We start from the raw sequence: 20942 nt of genomic DNA, 5'->3' as shown, positions 1-20942 counted from the left end.
TTATCATCTCTCATGAAGACTAAGATCACAACCTACTGCCCACCAGAATCCGATGAACTCAGTGAAAAGTTCATCAACACTATTATGTTGGACGGGAAAAAGAACACTGCTCGCCGAATCTTCAACGACATGCTTGCAGAGATCGAAAAACGAGGACACAAGGCTCCAAAAGAACTGTTCTTCAGAGCTATCGACAACACCAAACCCACCATGGAAGTGCGCCCAAAACGCATCGGAGGGGCTGTTTACCAGGTTCCTTTTGAAGTGAATCCAAAAAGACAACGCATGCTCTCCTTCCGTTGGCTCATCAATGGAGCTCGTGGACGAAAAGGAATCCCCATGTACAAGAGACTCACTCTCGAAATCTTAGAAGCTTCCGATGGAAATGGAGCTGCTGTAAAGAAGAAAGATGATGTAGAAAGAATGGCTCAAGCAAACCGAGCTTTTGCTCACTACGCTCGCTTCACAAAGAAAAAGTAGTCAACGAACCTGTTCAAACTCAAAGCCCCCTGCTAAAATCAGAGGGCTTTTTTTATATCCACCACCTATGAAAAGCCCCATATCCGCCCTCTTATTCTCAAGCGTCTTTCTACTCGGCTGTTCCTTGTTTGGAAAATACAGTGAAGTGGAATACAACAATCTCATTGTAGAAGGAATGAACCAAAGCTCCCTGGCTTTGGAGGAGACCACAGAACTCTACAATCAAACACTCCCCGGTGTCATCACCGAAGAACATGAAATAGATATCAACGAAATGGAAGACAGCTTCAAAAATGCTCAAAAACTTTTTGAAAATAGTGCCGATCTGTTGAACTTGGAGTCTCGCAACATCGAACAACAAAATGCCGTTCGCACCGAGCTGGGGACTTACCGCAGCGCCGCCGAACTCTACTTGGAAACTTACGATGCCATGCTCACCTACTACCGCGATGGCGATTATAAAGAAGACCTCACCAAAGTAGAAACCTTGGACGAAACCCTGCACACGCATTACACCACCTTTATAGAGGCCAACAACGATCTCGTGGATACCTTGGAAAGCTTTGTGACACAGTAACAAAGGCCTTCCCGTTGACTTCTGTATTGGCTTCCCTATAATGCCAGGGCTTTTTTAAATTTAATCGTTTTTATGGCAGAACCTATCCAGACCGATCTAGCTCACCTCCGTAACATTGGAATTTGCGCACACATCGATGCGGGCAAAACAACCACCACCGAACGCATTTTGTTTTACACTGGACGAAGCCACAAAATTGGTGAAGTTCATGAAGGAGAGGCCACCATGGACTGGATGGCACAAGAACAAGAACGCGGAATCACCATCACGGCGGCCGCAACAACTTGTTACTGGAAGGATATCAAAATCAACATCATCGACACCCCCGGCCATGTGGATTTCACTGTAGAAGTGGAACGATCCATGCGTGTGCTCGACGGAGCCGTTGCTGTATTCGATGGATCTCAAGGAGTGGAACCTCAGTCTGAAACCGTGTGGCGCCAGGCGGACAAATACGATGTACCTCGAATCGCATTCATCAACAAGATGGACAAAATCGGAGCGGACTTCTTTATGTCCATCAAATCCATTTGGGATCGTCTTTCCAAGACCGCCTTCGCCATTCAACTTCCCATTGGACAGGATTCTTCCTTCACGGGAATCATCGATCTCGTGGAACGAAAGGCCTACAAGTTCGAAGGAAAACATGGAGAGGTTCAAGTAGAAATCCCTATTCCGGAAGACATGACCGCACAAGTGGAAGAGTACCGTGCAAAGATGGTTGAGGTTGCAGCTGAGCAAGAAGACGACCTCATGAACAAATACCTCGAAGGGCAAGAACTCACTGTTGAAGAGATCAAACGCGGAATCCGAAAAGGAACCGTTGCCGGAAAAATTTACCCGGTATTCTGTGGATCCGCTCTTCGCGACATGGGAGTGCAACTCGTTATTGATGGAGTTCGGGATTATCTCCCCTCTCCTATGGATGTGGGTTCCATCAAAGGAATCAACCCGGACACCGATGCGGAAGAGGTTCGCACCCTGGACGACGATCAACCTTTTGCCGCCCTCGCCTTCAAAATTGCAACCGATCCATTTGTAGGAAAACTCTGTTTCTTCCGTGTTTATTCCGGAAAGCTGGATGCGGGTTCTTATGTACTCAACACCGCAACCGGAGAAAAAGAACGCATCGGACGACTTGTTCGTATGCATGCCAACACTCGTGAAGAAATCAAAACGGTTCATGCCGGAGACATTGCTGCTGCAATTGGTCTCAAAAATACTTTCACCGGAAACACCCTCACCGATCCCGATCACCCAATCACGCTCGAATCCATGAGCTTCCCTGAACCGGTGATTCAAATTGCCATCGAACCAAAGACCAAAGCCGATCAAGAAAAAATGGGTATGGCGCTTCAAAAACTCTCCGAAGAAGATCCTACTTTCCGTGTTTCAACCGCGGAAGAAACCGGACAAACCTTGATCGCCGGAATGGGAGAATTGCACTTGGACATCATCGTGGATCGTATGAAACGCGAATTCAAAGTGGAGGCCAATGTCGGAGCTCCTCAAGTTGCCTACCGTGAAACCATCAAGAAGGAAGTGGAATGTGAAGAGAAATACTCCAAACAAACCGGAGGTCGTGGACAATACGGCCATGTGATCATGACCGTGGGTCCAAACGAACCCGGAAAAGGATATGAATTCATCAACTCCGTTGTTGGAGGAAGGATTCCAAGAGAGTTCATCCCTGCCGTTGATAAGGGGGTTAAAGAAGCTCTCACTCGTGGAGTGGTGGCCGGTTACCCTGTGGTGGATGTTAAGGTGGAACTCACCGATGGTTCTTACCACGATGTGGACTCCTCCGAAATGGCGTTCAAGCTCGCGGGTTCTATGGCTTTCAAGAAAGGATGTAATGCCGCTAGCCCGGTTCTCCTTGAACCCATCATGAAAGTGGAAGTGACCGTAGCTGAAGATTACTTTGGAGACGTTATGGGAAACATTTCTTCTCGTCGTGGACAAATTATTGAAAGCACCAACCGTGGTATGGCCAAAGTGATTCGTTGCACCGTTCCTCTCTCCGAGATGTTCGGATACGCAACCGACCTTCGCTCCATGACTCAAGGTCGCGGAAGCTACGCGATGGAATTCAGTCACTACAATGAAGTGCCTTCCAATGTAGCCGCCAAGATCAAGGCAGACCGTGGAGTGAAAGCCTGAGAAAATCGCTTGCGTTAGCCTGAGGCTTCAACTACAATGCCCTCGCTTCAAATAGCCATTTATTTTTTTATCACCATAACGATATGGCAGGAACCTTCGACCGTTCAAAGCCGCACCTGAATGTGGGGACCATTGGTCACGTAGACCACGGGAAAACCACACTTACGGCTGCCCTCACCGCAGTAGCAGCGGCTCGTTTCGGTGGCGCTGAGAACAAAGTCGTAGCTTACGACCAAATCGACAACGCTCCGGAAGAAAAAGCTCGTGGAATCACGATCGCTACCTCTCACCAAGAGTACAATACCGATAAACGGCACTATGCTCACGTAGATTGTCCTGGTCACGCCGACTATGTAAAGAACATGATTACTGGAGCCGCTCAAATGGACGGTGCCATTCTCGTGGTTTCTGCCGCAGACGGACCTATGCCTCAAACTCGTGAACACATCCTCTTGGCTCGCCAGGTGAATGTGCCTTACATCGTAGTATTCATGAACAAAATGGATATTGCTGATCCAGAAATCGCAGAACTTTCCGAAATGGAAATCCGCGATCTTCTCACCAAGTACGAATATCCTGGAGACACCACTCCAATCATCAAGGGTTCCGCACTCAAGGCCTTCGAAGATCCTAAGGGAGCTGCCGGAGACTGTGTTGCTGAACTTTTGAAGACTCTCGACGAATACATTCCTCAACCTCAACGCGAACTCGACAAGCCTTTCCTCATGTCTATCGAAGATGTGTTCTCTATTAAGGGTCGTGGAACGGTAGCTACGGGTCGTATTGAACAAGGAGTAGTGAATGTGAACGACGAAGTTGAACTCATTGGTATCAAAGACACCCGCAAGGTGGTTGTTACCGGAGTTGAAATGTTCCGAAAAACTCTCGATCGTGGAGAGGCTGGAGACAATGTAGGTCTTCTCATGCGAGGTATCGAACGAGAAGAAATCGAACGAGGACAAGTGGCTGCTAAGCCCGGTTCTATCAAACCTCACACCAAGTTTGAATCTGAAGTATACATCCTAAGTAAGGAAGAAGGAGGACGACACACTCCATTCTTCAAAGGATACAAGCCTCAATTCTACATCCGTACTACAGATGTAACGGGTACCATCGAACTCCCTGCCGGAGTAGAGATGATCATGCCTGGAGACAATGTAAACATGATCGTTGAACTCGGAGCTCCAGTAGCTCTTGAGCAAGGAACTCGCTTCGCTATCCGCGAAGGAGGCCGCACCGTTGGTGCCGGAGTGGTCGCCAAGATCATGGCCTAGCACTCACCGAACAAGTTAAAACTTCAAAAAGCCCTGCAGCAATGTGGGGCTTTTTAGTTCCCACCCCAAAGGTGAACGGCCCTCAGAGCTATTGCTAGTTTGGCGTTTTTATTGTATAATTAAGAGAATCTTAAAAAAATACTATGTCCAAATGGAAACTGGCTCTCGTGCTCTCGTTGTTAGGCTTAACGCTCAGCATCTCCGCACTAAACCAAAAATTTGAGTTCTTCCAGCGCGCCAGTGAAATCATCTTAAGTGAAGAAACCCCTATCTCTGAAACCACAGAAGACGAGAGTCCAACCCTCCTCCTCCTTCGAAAAATCTTCAGCTCCGCAATGAAGTTTTAAAAACTAATCCCAAAGAATCCCGTGCCAGATAAAAAAGAACTCCTCTCCCATTTAAACCAAGCTGCTCAAAAAGTGGGTCAGCACATTAGTAATGCAAACGATATACATGCAAAAGATAAGCCCTCCATTCAAAGCATCGTCAACACTCTAAAAAGATACATAGAGAACGCAATCGGAAATCCTTCGGAGTCCTTAACACCAAGCGAACATCGTGAATTATGCAAAAAAGTACAACGAGCAGTAACTGAAGCAACTCAACAAATAGAAAGAACAGCTGGACACCGGTCAAGAGGGAAAAATCAAGTTAGAACAGCGCTCAAGGACTCACTCCAAGAAGCTCAACGCACATTTAAGCCTGAGCCCTCTCCTCAAAAAAAAGAGCCTATTCTTCCTGTAGAGGCTGATGGAAAAATCAAGAAATTGCGCGAATCCATCGAGAAAATTAAAGCAGAGGGTTGGGAAGAAAAATATGGAGACCTAAAAGATGAAGAGCTTTCAAGACTTTCCACAACAGTCCAAGAACTGGAAGCACGGACTAAAGAGGTAAAACATGCCCTGAACGCAACGCTTTCAAGCCTTAAGGAGCTGAGGAATATCAATAAATGGAGTAATGAGCTCTATAGCAAATCCGTACAACTGAATAAAGACCTCACTGAGATGGGCTCTTTATTAAAAGAGGCCAAAGCGGTTTTAGCCAATAAAACACAAGAACATACGCAGATACACTCAAAGATAGCGGAACTTTTGGAACTTGAAGCGGAACTGGGAGATCTAGAAGTGGCAAGCGACTCACTCTTGTAAGCAATTTAACATTGACACAAAGCCCCACTTTCCGTTAAAAGGTCACTACAAAATGTGTGATTCTGGTTTTAGAGTCACCCTCGTCCTCGGACGGGACACCTCGTTTCAACTTTCAACACCAGATGGTGTTTAGAACCGAGCTGTAAAAAGTTCGGTATTTTTTTATCCCCTCCTCGGCGAAGCCGAGTTAATTCTCTCCTCTATGGCTAAGCAAAAAATTCGTATCAAAATCAAGTCCTTTGACCACAAGGTCATCGACGATGCCGCTCGCATGATCATCGAAACCGCGGAAAAAACGGGTGCTATCGTTATGGGACCCATCCCTCTACCCACTAACATCGACCGTTTCACGGTAAATAAGTCCACTTTCGTCCACAAAAATTCTCGTGAACAGTACGAAATGCGCACACACAAACGCTTGGTGGACCTCACCGAGACCACTTCTGCCACCATCGAAGAATTGTCCAACTTGTCTCTTCCCTCCGGAGTGGACATCGAAATCAAGATGATTATGGAGAAAGAAAGCGGATCCGGAGAAGAGGATGATAAGAAAAAATCCAAGAAGTCTTCTGCTAAGAAAGCTAAAAAGGATTAATCGAAAAAAATGCCTTGACTCTGCGTTAAAGCATCATTAGTATCTTCGGGCACTTAAGTCAGAATATATCTTGGAACAGCGCGAAAGGCTCCCTAGTGGACTCAAAGACCAATCGCCCTCCAGCACTGAGCATTCGCTCAGCAGCCACTAAGCTCTAAACTATGTCAGGAATTCTAGGAAAAAAAATCGGTATGACTCGTCTCATTCAAGACGACGGTCGCGTGATCCCTCTCACGGTAATCGAGTGCCAGCCCAACACGGTGGTACAAGTGAAAACCGTAGAAAAAGATGGATATCCGGCGGTAGTGCTTGGGTTCGATGCGTTGAAGAAACCGACTAAGAACCGAAAATTCAAAACGGTAAGAGAATTCCGTATCGAAGAGACCGATCCTTTAAAAATTGGGGATGAAGTGAACTTGGAAGGATTCGAGATCGGAGCGATGACCAAGGTCACCGGTACTTCCAAAGGTAAGGGTTTCCAAGGAGTGGTTAAACGACATCACTTCCGAGGAGGTCGCCGAACTCACGGTTCTCACTTCAAGCGAGAACCTGGATCCATTGGTGCCCGTGCCCGTCCCGGTAAAGTACATAAAGGGAAGAGAATGGCCGGACACATGGGAAGCGACCGAATCACTGAGATGAAAGAAATTGTATTCGTAGACATTGCAAAGAATTTGATCGGCCTTAAGGGTCAAGTTGCCGGATCAAATGGCTCACTTGTAATCATCAGACGATAGTACTCATAAAATATGAAAGCACCATTATACAATCAAGCCGGTGAAAAGAAGGGAGAAGTCTCCCTCCCAAAGAACATCTTCGAAGTAGAAGGTGGAGAAGGGATTGTGCACAACTATCTTGTCTATCAACAGAAGAGTGCTCGAAAGCCTATCGCTCATGTGCTCAACAAGTCCGATGTGTCCGGAGGGGGTAAAAAGCCCTTCGCACAAAAGCACACGGGACGGGCTCGACAAGGTTCTACCAGAAACCCTCATATGAAGGGTGGAGGTCGTGCCTTCGGACCTAAGAAATGGCAAAACTTTGCCATCATGATGCCAAAGAAGCAGAGAAACCGAGCTTTATTCCAAATCCTCAGCATGAAGGCAAAGGATGGAAAAATCTTCGCACTGGATAAGTTCGAACTCGAAGCTCCAAAGACAAAGGTATTCGCAAACTTCCTTGAAAAGCTGGACCTCAAACGCGACATTCTCGTGGTTGGGAACCGAGAAGAAAAAGTCCTCAAAAGTTCTTCTCAGAATGTGGATAAAGCTAAAGTGATCATGAGCAATTATCTCAATCCGCAGGATCTCCTCACCTACGATGCAGTCCTCTTCACAGAAGCTGCGCTCAAGGATATCGAAGGAACTTACAAAGCCTAGTCTAAAACCTTATGAATCTCTCTCAAACTCTCATCAGACCCGTTCTCACTGAAAAAAGTACTCATCAGGAGACTGCCGGAAAGTACACCTTCATGGTTCACGATGACGCCACCAAAGTGGACATCAAGAACGCCCTTCGCACCCTCTACGGTGTCCAAGTGGAAAAGGTGAACATCCTCCACGGTCTCCCAAAGTACCGAATGGGAAAGAGTCGCAAGCCTATGGAGAAACGAGCGTCCGTAAAAAGGGCGATCATCACTCTCAAGGCAGGAGAAAAGCTGGAGATCAGCAAGCACAGTACAACTTCAACTAAAAAATCTACTAAGAAGGTGGCCGCGGCTGCTTAAGCCCCACCCTCAACCAAACTTTTATGCCAATCCGAAAGATTAAAAACACGACGAACGGACAACGAAACATGAGCGTACTCACTTATGAGGAGTTGACCACCAGTACCCCTTTCAAGGGATTGCTCGTGAGCCGAAAAGAAAATGCTGGGCGAAATAGCCGAGGAGTGATCACCGTGCGACACCGTGGAGCCGGAAATAAGACTCACTTGCGTATTGTAGATTTCAAGCAAACCGACAAGATGAATATTGAAGCTACGGTAAAAACCGTGGAGTACGATCCCAATCGTAGTGCTTTCATCATGCTGGCTCTTTATAGAGATGGTGAGTACCGCTACCACTTGGCTCCCGAGGGAATCAAGGTGGGAGACCACTTTATGACTGCAAAGAAGACCAAGGCTCGTGCCGGAAATCGAATGGAACTTCAAAACATCCCTGTTGGATTCGAAATCCACAATGTTCAGATCGAACTCAGTGGAAAGGGACAATTGGCCAAAACGGCCGGGTCCGCTGCAAAACTTGTTTCCCTGGATGGTGAGTATGCCCAAGTGCAGCTCCCCTCTGGAGAAGTGCGTTTTGTCCACAAGGAATGTTTCGCCAGCATCGGTCGCGTTTCCAACGCCGATCACTCCAATGTCACCATTGGTAAAGCTGGACGAAATCGTCACAAGGGACAAAGGCCTGAAGTTCGTGGTAAAGCCATGAACCCAAATGATCACCCACATGGAGGAGGAGAAGGAAACTGTCCTATTGGACTTAAGTATCCTAAGACTCCTTGGGGTCTACATGCCCTTGGTGTAAAAACCCGTCGTCGTAAGAATCCTTCAAACCGCTGGATTGTTAAGACTCGAAGGGGCAAAATGCTCGCTGAACTTAATAATAAATAGTATTATGGCTCGAAGTAGTTACAAAGGTCCATTCGTTGATGAGAAACTTCTAAAGAAGGTACTCAACATGGATCCAAACAGCAAGAAAGTGATCAAGACTTGGTCTCGTCGCAGCCAAATTGCTCCTGAATTCGTAGGTTTCACCTTCGCGGTTCACAATGGTAAAGATCATGTCCCCGTCTTCGTTACGGAAGCCATGGTTGGCCACCATCTCGGAGAATTTGCCTTCACTCGTAAGTTCCGTGGACACCCCGTTAAATCTAAAGAAACAACCGCAACCGCTTAATTATGAAAGCTTTACTCAAAAACACTCGGATCTCCCCTAAGAAAGCGAACCTCGTTGCAGGAATCGTGAGAGGAGCAGCGGTTGAAGATGCACTCAATCAATTGCGATTCACTCCAAAGAAAGCGGCTAAACTGCTTTACAAGGCTATCGAATCTGCAGCTTCAAACGCAGAACACAACCTTAAGCAGAACCGATCCACTCTGTACATCAAAGAGATCGTGGTTACCAAAGGACCAACCTACAAACGAGGAGTACCTGTGTCTCGTGGACGACAACACCCTATTCTCAAAAGAACCGCACAAATCCGAGTAACAGTAGACACACGAGTCGCAAAACCCGCAAAGAAAACAAAGGCAAAACCTTCTAACCCCACTCCGGACAACGGAGCTAATCAATAACAGCATGGGAAGTAAAGTAAATCCAGTTGGGCTTCGAACAGGAATCATCCGCACTTGGGATTCTAGCTGGTATTCCAGCCCCAAGAACTATGGAAAAATCCTTGGAGAAGAGTTGAAAATTCGAGAATTTGTTCGAAAGAAGTTAACAGATTCCGGAGTATCAAGAATCGAATTGGCTCGAAATGCCAAGGACATCACTCTGAGCGTTCACTCCGCTAAACCGGGAGTGATCATCGGAAGACAAGGGGCAAGCGTGGAAGGATTGAAGGCAGACCTTGAAAAAGCGTTTGGACACAAGTTCACCATCAACATTAAAGAGATTAAAAAACCTGAGCTTGACGCCTTCTTGGTGGGAGAAAACATCGCAATGCAAATTGAACGCCGTGTTTCTTACCGCCGTGCAGCCAAAATGTCGATCAAAAAGGCAATGGATGCGGGTGCTAAAGGAATTAAGATTCGTATGAGTGGCCGTCTCAACGGAGTAGAAATCGCTCGAACAGAGTTCTACGCCGAAGGACAAATCCCTTTGCACACCTTCCGAGCTGATATTGACTTCGCCATTGTTGAGGCCCAAACAACCTATGGAAAAATAGGCGTAAAGGTTTGGATCAACAAAGGAATGGTTTTCAACCCCTCTCCCTCTTCAAAATAAACTATGCTACTCCCTAAACGAGCAAAATATCGAAAATGGCAACGCCTTCGCGGAAGCTTCAGTGGAACCGCCAAGGGCGGATGCACTCTTGCCTTCGGGAGCTACGGCTTGAAGAGTCTTGAGATCAGCGAAGTGTCTTCCCGACAAATCGAAGCCGCTCGTCGTGTCTTGGCTCACCATGTACAACGAACCGGAAAGATTTGGATCCGCGTATTCCCCCACAAGCCAATCACCCTGAAAGCAGCAGAGACTCCAATGGGATCCGGAAAGGGGTCCGTGGACCGATACACCACACTGGTGAAGCCGGGAACAATGCTGTTTGAGATGGATGGAGTGGATGAAAAAGTAGCTCGAGAGGCCCTCATCATGGCCGGTCACAAACTTCCCGTTAAAACACGATTTGTTTCAATCAATCAATAATATGAGCGACACTAAAATTTACAGCCTCGAAGAACTTCGCAAAATGAGCTCCGCTGATCGCAGCAAACTCATGGTCGCAAGTGATAAAGAATTGGCGCAGCTCAACCTGAACATTCGTACAGGTAAAGAGAAGCAAAGTCATCTCGTTAAACAATGGGCCAAACAGCGCTCACAGATTCAAACTCTCAACAATCAGCCTAACTAAATTTCTATGCGAACTAAAGAAGGAATCGTCAGCTCCAAGTCAGGTGCCAAAAGCATCGTTGTAAAAGTGGAAACCTCCAAACAGGATCCCAAGTACAAAAAACGGTACAGCGTGGCCGAAAAGTTCCATGTGCACGACGAAAAAGAAGAATTCAATGTTGAGGACAAAGTCACCATCTATGAAACTCGTCCCCTCTCTCGTCTAAAACGATGGACGGTAGAAAAGCCTTCAACTGAAAAACCATCTAAGAAATAATATGATTCAGCAACAAACCATTCTACAAGTCGCGGACAACAGTGGAGCCAAAGAGGTGATGTGCATCAAGGTGCTCGGAAGCTCAAAACGCCGCTATGCCCACATTGGAGATGAGATCATTGTCTCCGTAAAGAAGGCTGCCCCAAAGGGAGCGGTGAAGCAAAAAACCGTGCAACGAGCTGTAATCGTCCGAGTAACCAAAAATCACAAACGAAAAGATGGAACTTGCATACGATTCGATGAAAACGCAGTAGTGATCATCGGCAAGGATGGAGTCCCCAAAGGTACTCGTGTCTTTGGACCCGTAGCTCGTGAACTCCGTGATCGCGGATTCCAAAAAATCATTTCTTTAGCACCTGAAGTATTATGAAAATCAAAAAAGGAGACACTGTCGTTGTAATCGCAGGAAAAGAACGGAATAAAACCGGCACTGTGATTCGAATCCTGAATAAGTCTGAACGCGTTGTGGTGGAGGGTCTAAATAAGGTTGTCCGTCACATGCGTAAGACCAAGACTCAAGCTGGACAAAAGGTTCAATTCGAAGCTCCCCTTCATGTCTCAAATGTGATGCTCCTGGACCCAAAGACAAAGAAAGGGACTCGCGTTGGTCATCAAATCTCCAAAGACGGTAAAAAAGAACGCATTGCAAAAAAAAGTAAATCCGTAATCTAATCCTCGGCACAGCCGAATCTGCCCCCATCACTATGTCAACCCTACAAGAAAAATACATCAAGGAAGTCGTCCCCATGCTCCAAAAAGAGTTGGGACGAAAAAACATCAATTCCTTACCTAAACTCAGACAAGTGAGCATCAGTGTTGGAATTGGAAGCATGGTAACCGGAGGAATGAAAGATTTCAGTCATATTGAAACCAGCATTGCGGAAATAACCGGCCAGAAGCCAGTGCTCCGAAAAGCTCGTAAAGCGATTTCCAACTTCAAGTTGCGTGCCGGACTCCCGGTAGGACTCAACAGCACCCTCCGTGGAGACCGTGCTTACGACTTCATTTCCCGATTGGTGAACATTGCACTTCCCCGCGTACGAGATTTCCGTGGAATTTCCAGCCGAGGTATGGATGGACAAGGCAATTTCAGCCTTGGGCTCGAAGACTGCACCATTTTCCCAGAAGTGAATCAAGAAAAGCTCCAAAGACCCCATGGCCTTCAAGTGAATGTATCTACAACGGCTAAAAACAACCGTGAAACTTACCTTCTTTTGAAAGCACTGGGATTCCCATTCAGGGATGAGCCCAAAGATGTTAAACCTTCTAAAAAGTAATTCTTACACCACCTGAAAAATGGCAAAACTCTCGATGATCAATAAGGCGGCAAAAGCAAGAGATGCGGTTAAACACCGTTTGTCTCTCGGACTTGCTCCAAAGCCTGGACAAGCCGTACGGACCTACAACCGTTGTGGAAAATGTGGCCGTTCACACGGATACATGCGTCGTTTTGATCTCTGCCGTATTTGCTTCCGTGAACTTGCACGAAAAGGTGCCCTCATGGGAATTAAAAAATCTTCCTGGTAACACTGCGCGAAGCGCAGACTCCCTGTCTGTTCGCTCCTGCCCCCTCACTCAACTAATTAATAAGCTCAAAATGACAGTAACAGACCCCATCGCAGATCTTCTCACTCGCCTTCGAAACGCAGCTCGTGCTCGAAAAACCATCGTGCGAGTACCCTACTCCAAGCTCAAATTCGCAATCTGTGAAGTGCTTAAGGAGAAAGGATTCATCCTCGAGGTAAAAGCAAGCGGAGAAGGAATTGCTAAAGAACTTATGGTTGAACTTCCAGAAGATCGTCAGGATATTCACCTCAAATCCGTGAGCAAACCAGGGCAACGCATCTATGTAAAGTCTCAAGAAATCCCACGAGTGCTCAGCGGCCTCGGTCTTGCAATCATTTCAACTCCAAAAGGAGTCATGAGCGGAGACAAGGCTCGCAAACAAAAACTTGGAGGAGAATACCTTTGTGAGATATATTAAACCGCCTACTCTAAACTAAACACCTTATGTCACGAATCGGAAAAAAACCTGTCGTCATCCCAACCGGAGTCACCGTAACAGAACAAAGTGACGGAACACTCGTGGTGAAGGGGCCAAAGGGAGAACTCAGCTTTAAGCCAAATCCTCTCATCAAGGTGGAGGTGAAAGAGAACGAACTCATTGTGGTTGCAGACCAATCCGATAAGATCCAACACTCTTTGCACGGACTCACTCGAACGCTGCTTGCAAACATGGTGGAAGGAGTGACAAAAGCCTTCATGAAAACGATGGAGATCAATGGAGTGGGTTACCGCGTAGCCGTTCAGGGAAGTAAATTGGTCTTGAACCTCGGATACTCTCACCCCATCGAATACCCTACTCCGGCAGGAATTACATTCAAGGTGGATGATGAGAAAAAGAACATCCTGTACATCTCTGGAATCGACAAACAATTGGTAGGACAAGTGGCCGCCGAAATCCGTGAATTCCGAAAACCTGAGCCCTACAAAGGAAAAGGAATCAAATACTCCGATGAACATATTCGTCGAAAAGCCGGTAAAGCTGCCTCAAAAGCTTCCGCGTAACCCTTAAATTCTATGAATCGTCCAAAAACCAAATCGGAGCACCGCACTCGCAGACACATCCGCATTCGATCTCGTGTCTCCGGAGTTGCCGAAAAGCCACGATTGATCGTGTTCCGAAGCTTGAAGTACACTTACGCTCAGCTGATTGATGATAAGACCGGAAAAACACTTGCAGCCGCTCACGACATGGCCGCGAAATCCAAGAAAACCAAGTTGGAACGAGCAGCAGAAGTAGGAAAAGAGCTTGCAGAAAAAGCAGAGAAAGCTGGAATTAAGACTTGTGTATTCGATCGAAATGGATATAAGTATCATGGCCGAGTAAAAGCCGTTGCAGACGGTGCTCGAGAAGGTGGCCTCAATTTCTAATCTATAAATTTTTTATGGCAAGACCCGGAAAAAAACCATTCGTCAAAGAAGTCAAAGAGTTCGAAGAAGAAGTCATTCAAGTTGACCGCGTGACTCGTGTGGTTAAAGGAGGTCGCCGTCTTCGCTTCCGAGCAACAGTGGTGATTGGAAACAAGAAAGGAACCGTTGGATATGGAATCGGAAAGGCAACAGAAGTACAACAAGCCATTCAAAAAGCGGTTGCAAAAGCCAAAAAACGACTCATCAAAGTTCCAGTCTACAACGGAACCATTCCCCACATGATTCAAGTGAAGTTCAAAGCTTCTCAGGTGCTTATGAAGCCCGCGAGCATTGGAACGGGAATCATCGCAGGAGGAGCCGTTCGACAAATCCTTGAGCTTGCAGGAGTCAGTAATGTATTATCCAAGTCTTTGGGATCCACAAACAAGATCAATACGGCAAAAGCAACTTACAAAGCGCTCACAAAACTCCGTGAAAAACCAAACACCGAGACCGACCGACAAAAAGAAAGCAAAGCAGAGTTCGGTGAAGACCGTGCAGCGCCCGAGGTAAAGAAAATATCAAAGTCTGAAGCAAAGATAATGGTCAATGCAGACAAAAGAATGAACACTCCGGCAAAGAAACCGGCTCCAAGTAAAGAAAAGACTAACTAAAAAGATTTCCCATGAAGCAAAATACTCTAAAATCAGCCCCAGGCAGCCGCAAAGATAAGATCCGTCGTGGCCGTGGCCGCACCAAAGGAAATTTCTCCGGACGAGGAGTGAAAGGAGCGGGCGCTCGAACAGGCGCCAAATCCCGAGCAGCGTTTGAAGGAGGTCAAACTCCATTGGTTCGTCGAATGCCAAAACTGAAGGGATTCAACAATTTCAACAAAGAAGTTTACCGAACCGTTAACCTCAACCAGTTGGATGTGTTTGAAGATGGAGCAACGGTAAATGCCGAAGCTTTACATGAAAAACGCATCGTAACTCGAAAAGGAAAGATCAAATTGCTCGGAACCGGTGACCTTAAGATAAAACTCAAAATCACTGTTAACGCCGCTTCTGAAAACGCCAAAAAGGCGGTAGAAAAAGCTGGTGGTGAGTTGACCTTGATTCAGTAATTAACCCCCACTCGTGAAAGTTTTAAAGCAAATCTGGCACTCAAAGGATCTGCGAAAAAAGATTCTTTTTACTTTGGGAATCGTTGCGGTTTACCGTTTGATGACTCACATCACAATCCCGGAGGTAAATATTGAGGCTCTTCAATATGTATTTGATAAAAACTCTCTTCTTGGAGCTTTCAGTCTCCTCACCGGAGGAAGCAGCGAGAACTTCTCCATCGTTTTGATGGGGCTTTCTCCATACATCAATGCGTCCATCATTATTCAATTGCTCACCGTTATTATCCCCCGTTTGGAAGAAATTTCCAAAGAAGGAGAAGAAGGCCGCCGAAGAATGAATCGCTGGACCCGTTGGCTCACCTTGCCTTTGGCCTTTTTGCAGTCTTATGGAATGATCACCCTCATCAATGCGCAAGCCCAAGTGCCCATCATTGAAGGTCTCGATGGAAGCCTCGTGGGCTGGGACTACTGGGCAACCATGCTCCCCATCATGCTCACCATCTCCGCAGGAACACTCGTGCTCATGTGGCTGGGTGAAGTGATCTCGGAAAAAGGAATCGGAAACGGAACTTCCGTACTGATTTTTGCGGGAATTATTGCCGCAATGCCCCCCCTCATCGGACCCACTCTCACTCTGGCACAATCTGAACCCGAACGACTTTTGCCACTCGTAGCCGTGCTTTTGTTCTCTCTCCTCTTCACTCTTGTGGTGGTGCTCTTCACCGAAGGACAGCGCCGGATCCCCGTCACTTATGCGGGACAACGAGGTCGTGGAAAAGTGGAACAATCCTTCTTACCTATTCGAGTGAATCAAGCCGGAATGATCCCTATCATTTTTGCAGTCTCTTTGGTGACCTTCCCTTCTATCATCGGACAATTCCTTTTGTATGCTGATTCCGAATGGGTCAAGGCACTTGGCCGCTTCGCAACCACTCAATTCAACGGACAAAGCTGGACTTACATCGGAATCTATTTCTTCTTGGTTATCGCCTTCACCTTCTTCTATGTCAGCATTGTCTTCAACCCCGATCAGGTAGCTGAAAACATTCAAAAACGAGGTGGATTCGTACCTGGACTTCGACCGGGAAAAGAGACCTCGGAATACCTGGCAAAGGTGTCCAATCGTCTCAACTTATTTGGAGGTACCATGATCGCTTTCGTGGCTGTTCTCCCCATCGCACTTCAACTTATCTTCGCAAAATTAAGCCTCGGTTCAATGCCAATGGTCGTGAGTGGAGCAGGAATCATCATTGTGGTGGGAGTGGTATTGGATTTGGTTCGTCGCATCAACACAGACCTCCTCACGCATCACTACGAGAGGTTTTACAAAGGATAGCGAGCCCCCTTCACTCTCAAAGCTATGGATCTCATAATGTTTGGAATGCAGGGCTCCGGAAAAGGAACTCAAAGCCAAAGGATAGCCGACCGTTGCTCTCTGCAGATTTTTGAAACCGGTGCGGAATTGCGTCGCCTCGCAGCAGAAAACAGTGAGCTCGGGATGCGAGTCAAAAGCATCATCGAATCCGGACGACTCGTACCCACGGAAGTAGTGATGGAAATCATTGCAGATTTTCTACACCACTTACCCGAAGGCAAAGCCGCTTTGTTCGATGGAATTCCACGGTCAGACGATCAACAAAAACTCTTCGACGAACTCATGCAAAAAGAGGGCCGCTCTTTTGTGGGTTTACTCATTGAACTCACCGAAGAAGAAGCCATCAAGCGGCTCACCACTCGTCGTCTGTGCCCGGAGTGTAAAACCATCTACCCCGCTTTTTATGAAAAGGAAACTTGTGAAAAAGATGGAAGCACTTTGATCACCCGCCAAGACGACACGCCGGATGCGATCCGCGTTCGACTCGATACTTTCGTGGAAAAAACCGTCCCTGTCATCGAAGCCTATAAAGCACAAGGAAAAATGTTGATTGTAAAAGGAGAACAATCTATAGATGAGGTGACCAAGGATATTTTTGAAGTCCTTAAACCTCATTTCTCATGCGAGGAAAAGTCAGCATAAAAACACCAAATCAAATCCGTGCGATGCGCGAATCCGGCAAAGCTCTCGCGGTGATTTTGAGTGAACTCGAAAAAGTTTTAGAAGTCGGAATGAGCACCATGGACCTGGAAAGAAAAGCCGAAGAGCTATTCAAAAGATATCAAGTACAACCGGGTTTTAAAGGGTACAACGGCTACCCCAACATTCTGTGTACTTCGGTGAACGATGAAGTGGTCCACACCATTCCCAACAAAATCCCCATGCAAAAGGGGGACATCCTCTCCATCGACTGCGGAGTGATTATTGATGGAATGAACAGTGATTCCGCTGTGGCCTGCATTGTGGGAAACGAGACCATCAGTGAAGCCAAACGACTGGTGGACACTTGTATTACCGCTTTATGGAGCGGAGTGGCACAGGCCAAACCCGGAAACCATGTTGGCGATATCGGTCACGCCATCCAAACCATTGTGGAAGCGGCGGGATTTTCAATCATTCGTGAACTCACCGGACACGGCATCGGCACTCGTCTGCACGAGCCTCCCTTCGTTTGCAACTATGGGGAACCCGGAGAAGGAGAAGAATTGGTTCCCGGTATGTGCATCGCCATCGAACCCATCATTGCCATGGGCCGTCCCGAAATTCAAACGCTCGACGACGACTGGACCATCATCACCGAAGATGGCTCCCTCGCCATTCAACACGAACATACCCTCCTTATCACCGACCGTGGCAACGAAATCTTAACTCTGCGGGAAGGAGAGAAACGCCAATAAGCTCAACAGCCTATGTTCACTCACAAACTTTCCAAGCTCAAAACAAGGTTAAGCGGACTGATCTTATTTTCTGGAGGAATGCTCTTTGGATTCATCTGTTTGCTCCTTTCCCTGTCCTCCGGCTCACAGTTCACTCCAATGACAGCCATTATTGTCCCACTCTTTTTCTGTACCTTTATGGAGAATGGATATTCCCTGATGAAACAGACTGTCTACCGAACGGAGAGCTGGAACGAAACACAAGCTCAAGACAAGTTCCAAAGTTTTGGGAAAGGTCTCAATCATTTTCTTCTCGTAAAGAATTTCTTGGGGACCATTCTAAGTTTAATATTCTTATCCACCATCATGGTGGGCATCAGTTATTTCATTTTAAAGTACGAAAAGGACTTTAGCCTAAATCGGGAGTTCTACATTCAAATCGCCACCTATGGCGTATATATCGCCATTTTGCGCAGGATGATGGACCCCATCCTAAACAAACTCAAAAAATGGGGACAGATTTTATTGCCCAAATACGAACTGGATCCTACAGGCATAAACTTCATTTTTACCGACAAAGACCTCTCCCACCCAGATAGAAAATTCACCATTCATGTAAGTTTTGATGAGATCATCGAAATGAGACTTCTAAACTTTCAAGAAGCAAAAGCGTATTTGCGGTACGAATTTGCTCCCAACCTAAAACAACAAAGCTCCGCTCCAAAAGAGTGGTATGCCTTTCTGAAAAACAATATTCGACCCAAGGTCTACACAAAAATCCAATCCGGTGGGAGCACTATCCTTTTGCGAGGAGAAAATCTTTTTTATCTCATCACCGTCAACAGCCCCGATTGCACAGATATACTGGCGGCATATGAGAATCGCACAAAATTGTAAAAGTAGACTCGCCCTCACCTATTCATCCAAAAGCTGCTGAACAAAGCCTCTAATCAGGCCCCAGTTCGAATCAATGGGCATAAGAGTGTCGATGGCATAAGTTTGTGTACATGTTTCCGGACGACTCTCATCCAAACAGGTTTGGATGGGATGCGAAGTAAGGTAATCCACCGGAACCGGCACGGCATCGAGCACATTGGCGGTGGAGATCACATTACCATTATTGAGTTCAAAGTTTTGGTAGCGGAAATAGTACCTTAAGGCACTGTCCACCGAGATGTCCGTTTCCGTGGAGTCGATGAGAGTATTTAAAATAGACATGAGCGCCGCGGCATCCCCAATGCCCAGGTTCATGGCTTTGTCTTTAATCCCCTCTAAAATCAGTTGCTGGCGCGCCGCGCGCGAATAATCCGAAGTGCTGTGCCTGGACCGAGCAATGCGAAGCGCCGCCGTGCCATCCAAATGATGCAATCCCGCCTCATAATACAGAGTGGAACACACCCCGACATCGCAAGTTTTGTAAGTGGGATCAATCAAGTCTTCTTCCAGTATAATGTCCACTCCACCCATCAAATCAATAATGTCTCGAAACACATACATGTCGATCAAAATAAAGTTATCTATCTGCTGCCCAACAATTTCTTCCACCCAACTCACCTGCTCTTCTATGCCATACTCGGCATACACGCTGTTGATTTTTCTTCCGTTAAAATAGAGATCTCGGGGGATGCTGATCAAAGTGATTTCACGCGTTTCCTCATCCACATTCGTAAAAATCATGGTGTCCACATTGCTGCCATGTTTCCCCATGATCAGCACATTAAAATGCCCATCTTCATCCACAATTTCTCCTGAAGAACTCAGGATAACGGAGGGGTCGAAAGTTTTTTTTTACCCGTCAGATCAATGAGGCTTATCGCCATCGAAAGCGTGTGAGTGTCTGTTCCGGTGGGCATTTCCACTTTCACTTCCCCACTGGTCTTGTCTATAAAGATAATCCGTAAAACCTGTCCATCCTCCCGAATCAAAGGGTAAGAAATGCGAGTCTCGGTCTCTGTTTTAGGCCCAAACTGAAGTTCCAATTCTCCCAAAACGGCCTTAAAGGCCCGATCCTCAAAAACAGATTCCATCTCAGCTTCCTGTTCATCCACCCGTTTTTGCAAAGAGCTTCGGCTGTCCACTCCATTCTGCAGGACATCCACCAGCACCGCCTCCGCGTCCTCAGTCAAAGCAATTTCCCCCTCATAAGGTTCAATAGGAGCCTTTACATTCAACACCAAGTCGCTGTCCCCTTTTTCTACAAAAAGGGCCGCCAAAGGCTCACTCTCCGTGCTCTTGAATTCATAATAAATTTTATTGGAGGAGCTCAGCTCCGCGGAAACCTTGAGTCCCCGCTCATTCAAAACTGCCTGCACGGGAGCCGCAGCCACCAGGGCGGCCATCTCGGCTCGTGCTTCCTGTAAATCTGCCACCTGAACCCTCAAACCTTCCAAGTCACTCTCCACCAAACTCTTGAGTTCAGAAAGCACTTGCGCGCTGTCTTCTCGTTCACTCAAGCTAAACCCTTCATCCAAAGCCTCTATTTTAAAGAATCCATTGTAACCCAAATGCACCGCAAACAGTTCCACCCCTCCCATCGCAGAATCTTTAAAGCTAAACACCATGGCCTCCGTGCCCGCCTGTCCGGCCTTGTCCACACTCAAGCCCTTTTCAGCCCAGTACGGCTCCCCCAACCCGGTTTGGAAAGCAGCCAAATTCTCATTGTAACGAATCTGATTTTGCTCATAAGTCCCCAGCTTTTCAATATAAGTGAAGAGCTCCGTGGTCAAATCCTCTCCCTCTTCCGCAAGCTCCACCTCCTCTCCCCCAAAATCTCCAAAGTGATAAGGCTTTGTGGGCAAGAGTAAAAACTGTCGAATCCCGTTCAAATCTTCTCCAAAACTACTCAAATATTGTTTACTTTGGTCCAGATCCTGAAGCACTGCACTGTTCTGCGCCCGGAGCCTCTCCACAAACGCAATTTCATCCTTAAGTTTGTAAAACTGAACCGTCTGATTCAAGAGCAAAAGCCCCAGCACAAGCAGCAAAACCGCCTGAACGCGTTGCGTCGTCACCAGTTTTACTAGTTTCTGTGCCGGTTTTTGCTGCTTCTTCGATTGAGCCATAGTAGGCAAATTATACTCGGTCCCCTTCCAAAAGAA

General features: G+C 46.8%; 31 protein-coding genes and 1 pseudogene. 30 read left to right on the top strand and 2 right to left on the bottom strand.

The window, feature by feature from the left end:
- Positions 1-12 precede the first annotated feature (12 nt).
- The 30 genes and pseudogenes from rpsG to WC777_02990 all read left to right on the top strand — a co-directional run bounded on the left by rpsG (position 13) and on the right by WC777_02990 (position 18741).
- Positions 13-480: a 30S ribosomal protein S7 gene (rpsG, locus tag WC777_03135; protein MFA6024183.1), complete on the top strand. Its 468-nt coding sequence runs from the start codon at positions 13-15 to the stop codon at positions 478-480.
- 67 nt (positions 481-547) lie between these two features.
- Positions 548-1057 carry a hypothetical protein gene (locus WC777_03130; protein MFA6024182.1) on the top strand — a complete coding sequence of 170 codons (510 nt, stop codon included), beginning with the start codon at positions 548-550 and terminating at the stop codon, positions 1055-1057.
- 72 nt (positions 1058-1129) lie between these two features.
- A complete protein-coding gene (gene fusA, locus WC777_03125; GenBank protein MFA6024181.1) occupies positions 1130-3235 on the top strand; it encodes an elongation factor G in 2106 nt (701 codons plus the stop codon).
- A 65-nt stretch (positions 3236-3300) separates the two neighbouring features.
- Entirely contained in the window at positions 3301-4491 is a 1191-nt protein-coding gene (gene tuf / locus WC777_03120; GenBank protein MFA6024180.1) for an elongation factor Tu, read from the top strand.
- A gap of 143 nt (positions 4492-4634) precedes the next feature.
- A complete protein-coding gene (locus WC777_03115) occupies positions 4635-4838 on the top strand; it encodes a hypothetical protein (protein ID MFA6024179.1) in 204 nt (67 codons plus the stop codon).
- A gap of 21 nt (positions 4839-4859) precedes the next feature.
- Positions 4860-5639 carry a hypothetical protein gene (locus WC777_03110; protein ID MFA6024178.1) on the top strand — a complete coding sequence of 260 codons (780 nt, stop codon included), beginning with the start codon at positions 4860-4862 and terminating at the stop codon, positions 5637-5639.
- 202 nt (positions 5640-5841) lie between these two features.
- Positions 5842-6147, top strand: a pseudogene (gene rpsJ / locus WC777_03105) (30S ribosomal protein S10).
- Positions 6148-6395: 248 nt separating this feature from the next.
- Complete coding sequence (gene rplC / locus WC777_03100) at positions 6396-6971, top strand: 50S ribosomal protein L3 (GenBank protein ID MFA6024177.1); 576 nt, start codon at positions 6396-6398, stop codon at positions 6969-6971.
- A gap of 12 nt (positions 6972-6983) precedes the next feature.
- The gene (gene rplD / locus WC777_03095) at positions 6984-7610 is read left to right on the top strand and encodes a 50S ribosomal protein L4 (GenBank protein ID MFA6024176.1); all 627 of its coding nucleotides are present in this window, start codon (positions 6984-6986) and stop codon (positions 7608-7610) included.
- 11 nt (positions 7611-7621) lie between these two features.
- Positions 7622-7957, top strand: coding sequence for a 50S ribosomal protein L23 (gene rplW, locus WC777_03090; GenBank protein MFA6024175.1), 336 nt, complete (start codon positions 7622-7624; stop codon positions 7955-7957).
- 23 nt (positions 7958-7980) lie between these two features.
- The gene (rplB, locus tag WC777_03085) at positions 7981-8841 is read left to right on the top strand and encodes a 50S ribosomal protein L2 (protein ID MFA6024174.1); all 861 of its coding nucleotides are present in this window, start codon (positions 7981-7983) and stop codon (positions 8839-8841) included.
- Positions 8842-8845: 4 nt separating this feature from the next.
- Positions 8846-9127, top strand: a complete 282-nt coding sequence (gene rpsS / locus WC777_03080) for a 30S ribosomal protein S19 (GenBank protein MFA6024173.1) — start codon at positions 8846-8848, stop codon at positions 9125-9127.
- 2 nt (positions 9128-9129) lie between these two features.
- Entirely contained in the window at positions 9130-9525 is a 396-nt protein-coding gene (gene rplV, locus WC777_03075) for a 50S ribosomal protein L22 (GenBank protein ID MFA6024172.1), read from the top strand.
- 4 nt (positions 9526-9529) lie between these two features.
- Positions 9530-10177 carry a 30S ribosomal protein S3 gene (gene rpsC, locus WC777_03070; GenBank protein MFA6024171.1) on the top strand — a complete coding sequence of 216 codons (648 nt, stop codon included), beginning with the start codon at positions 9530-9532 and terminating at the stop codon, positions 10175-10177.
- Positions 10178-10180: 3 nt separating this feature from the next.
- Positions 10181-10597, top strand: a complete 417-nt coding sequence (gene rplP / locus WC777_03065) for a 50S ribosomal protein L16 (protein ID MFA6024170.1) — start codon at positions 10181-10183, stop codon at positions 10595-10597.
- Between the two features lies 1 nt (position 10598).
- Positions 10599-10802 carry a 50S ribosomal protein L29 gene (gene rpmC, locus WC777_03060; protein ID MFA6024169.1) on the top strand — a complete coding sequence of 68 codons (204 nt, stop codon included), beginning with the start codon at positions 10599-10601 and terminating at the stop codon, positions 10800-10802.
- 6 nt (positions 10803-10808) lie between these two features.
- The gene (gene rpsQ / locus WC777_03055; protein ID MFA6024168.1) at positions 10809-11057 is read left to right on the top strand and encodes a 30S ribosomal protein S17; all 249 of its coding nucleotides are present in this window, start codon (positions 10809-10811) and stop codon (positions 11055-11057) included.
- Between the two features lies 1 nt (position 11058).
- Positions 11059-11457 carry a 50S ribosomal protein L14 gene (rplN, locus tag WC777_03050; GenBank protein MFA6024167.1) on the top strand — a complete coding sequence of 133 codons (399 nt, stop codon included), beginning with the start codon at positions 11059-11061 and terminating at the stop codon, positions 11455-11457.
- Positions 11424-11729 (top strand): 50S ribosomal protein L24, encoded by a 306-nt coding sequence (gene rplX, locus WC777_03045; GenBank protein MFA6024166.1) that lies wholly within the window; start codon positions 11424-11426, stop codon positions 11727-11729. The genes rplN and rplX overlap by 34 nt, the downstream gene beginning before the upstream one ends.
- A gap of 32 nt (positions 11730-11761) precedes the next feature.
- Positions 11762-12334, top strand: a complete 573-nt coding sequence (gene rplE / locus WC777_03040; GenBank protein MFA6024165.1) for a 50S ribosomal protein L5 — start codon at positions 11762-11764, stop codon at positions 12332-12334.
- A 19-nt stretch (positions 12335-12353) separates the two neighbouring features.
- Positions 12354-12584 (top strand): type Z 30S ribosomal protein S14, encoded by a 231-nt coding sequence (locus tag WC777_03035; protein MFA6024164.1) that lies wholly within the window; start codon positions 12354-12356, stop codon positions 12582-12584.
- Positions 12585-12654: 70 nt separating this feature from the next.
- Positions 12655-13041, top strand: coding sequence for a 30S ribosomal protein S8 (gene rpsH, locus WC777_03030; protein ID MFA6024163.1), 387 nt, complete (start codon positions 12655-12657; stop codon positions 13039-13041).
- A 26-nt stretch (positions 13042-13067) separates the two neighbouring features.
- Positions 13068-13625 carry a 50S ribosomal protein L6 gene (gene rplF / locus WC777_03025; GenBank protein ID MFA6024162.1) on the top strand — a complete coding sequence of 186 codons (558 nt, stop codon included), beginning with the start codon at positions 13068-13070 and terminating at the stop codon, positions 13623-13625.
- Between the two features lie 12 nt (positions 13626-13637).
- On the top strand, positions 13638-13991 hold the full coding sequence (gene rplR / locus WC777_03020) for a 50S ribosomal protein L18 (GenBank protein ID MFA6024161.1): 354 nt from the start codon (positions 13638-13640) through the stop codon (positions 13989-13991).
- A 14-nt stretch (positions 13992-14005) separates the two neighbouring features.
- Entirely contained in the window at positions 14006-14644 is a 639-nt protein-coding gene (gene rpsE, locus WC777_03015) for a 30S ribosomal protein S5 (GenBank protein ID MFA6024160.1), read from the top strand.
- 11 nt (positions 14645-14655) lie between these two features.
- Entirely contained in the window at positions 14656-15093 is a 438-nt protein-coding gene (gene rplO / locus WC777_03010; protein MFA6024159.1) for a 50S ribosomal protein L15, read from the top strand.
- Between the two features lie 13 nt (positions 15094-15106).
- On the top strand, positions 15107-16429 hold the full coding sequence (gene secY, locus WC777_03005; protein ID MFA6024158.1) for a preprotein translocase subunit SecY: 1323 nt from the start codon (positions 15107-15109) through the stop codon (positions 16427-16429).
- 24 nt (positions 16430-16453) lie between these two features.
- Positions 16454-17110, top strand: a complete 657-nt coding sequence (locus tag WC777_03000; GenBank protein MFA6024157.1) for a nucleoside monophosphate kinase — start codon at positions 16454-16456, stop codon at positions 17108-17110.
- A complete protein-coding gene (map, locus tag WC777_02995) occupies positions 17089-17865 on the top strand; it encodes a type I methionyl aminopeptidase (GenBank protein MFA6024156.1) in 777 nt (258 codons plus the stop codon). The genes WC777_03000 and map overlap by 22 nt, the downstream gene beginning before the upstream one ends.
- Positions 17866-17877: 12 nt before the next feature.
- Positions 17878-18741 carry a hypothetical protein gene (locus tag WC777_02990; GenBank protein MFA6024155.1) on the top strand — a complete coding sequence of 288 codons (864 nt, stop codon included), beginning with the start codon at positions 17878-17880 and terminating at the stop codon, positions 18739-18741.
- 18 nt (positions 18742-18759) lie between these two features.
- On the opposite strand, the gene WC777_02985 is transcribed toward WC777_02990, so the two are convergent.
- Both WC777_02985 and WC777_02980 read right to left on the bottom strand, forming a co-directional pair.
- Positions 18760-19521, bottom strand: a complete 762-nt coding sequence (locus WC777_02985) for an LCP family protein (protein ID MFA6024154.1) — start codon at positions 19519-19521, stop codon at positions 18760-18762.
- Entirely contained in the window at positions 19407-20906 is a 1500-nt protein-coding gene (locus tag WC777_02980) for a hypothetical protein (GenBank protein ID MFA6024153.1), read from the bottom strand. Before WC777_02980 ends, WC777_02985 begins: the two co-directional genes overlap by 115 nt.
- Positions 20907-20942 lie beyond the last annotated feature (36 nt).

The organism is Candidatus Gracilibacteria bacterium (assembly GCA_041661045.1).
GTDB lineage: Bacteria > Patescibacteriota > Gracilibacteria > UBA1369 > 2-02-FULL-48-14 > 2-02-FULL-48-14.
Note: the sequence above shows the minus strand (reverse complement) of the source record. Positions and strands in the feature narration are given on the sequence as shown.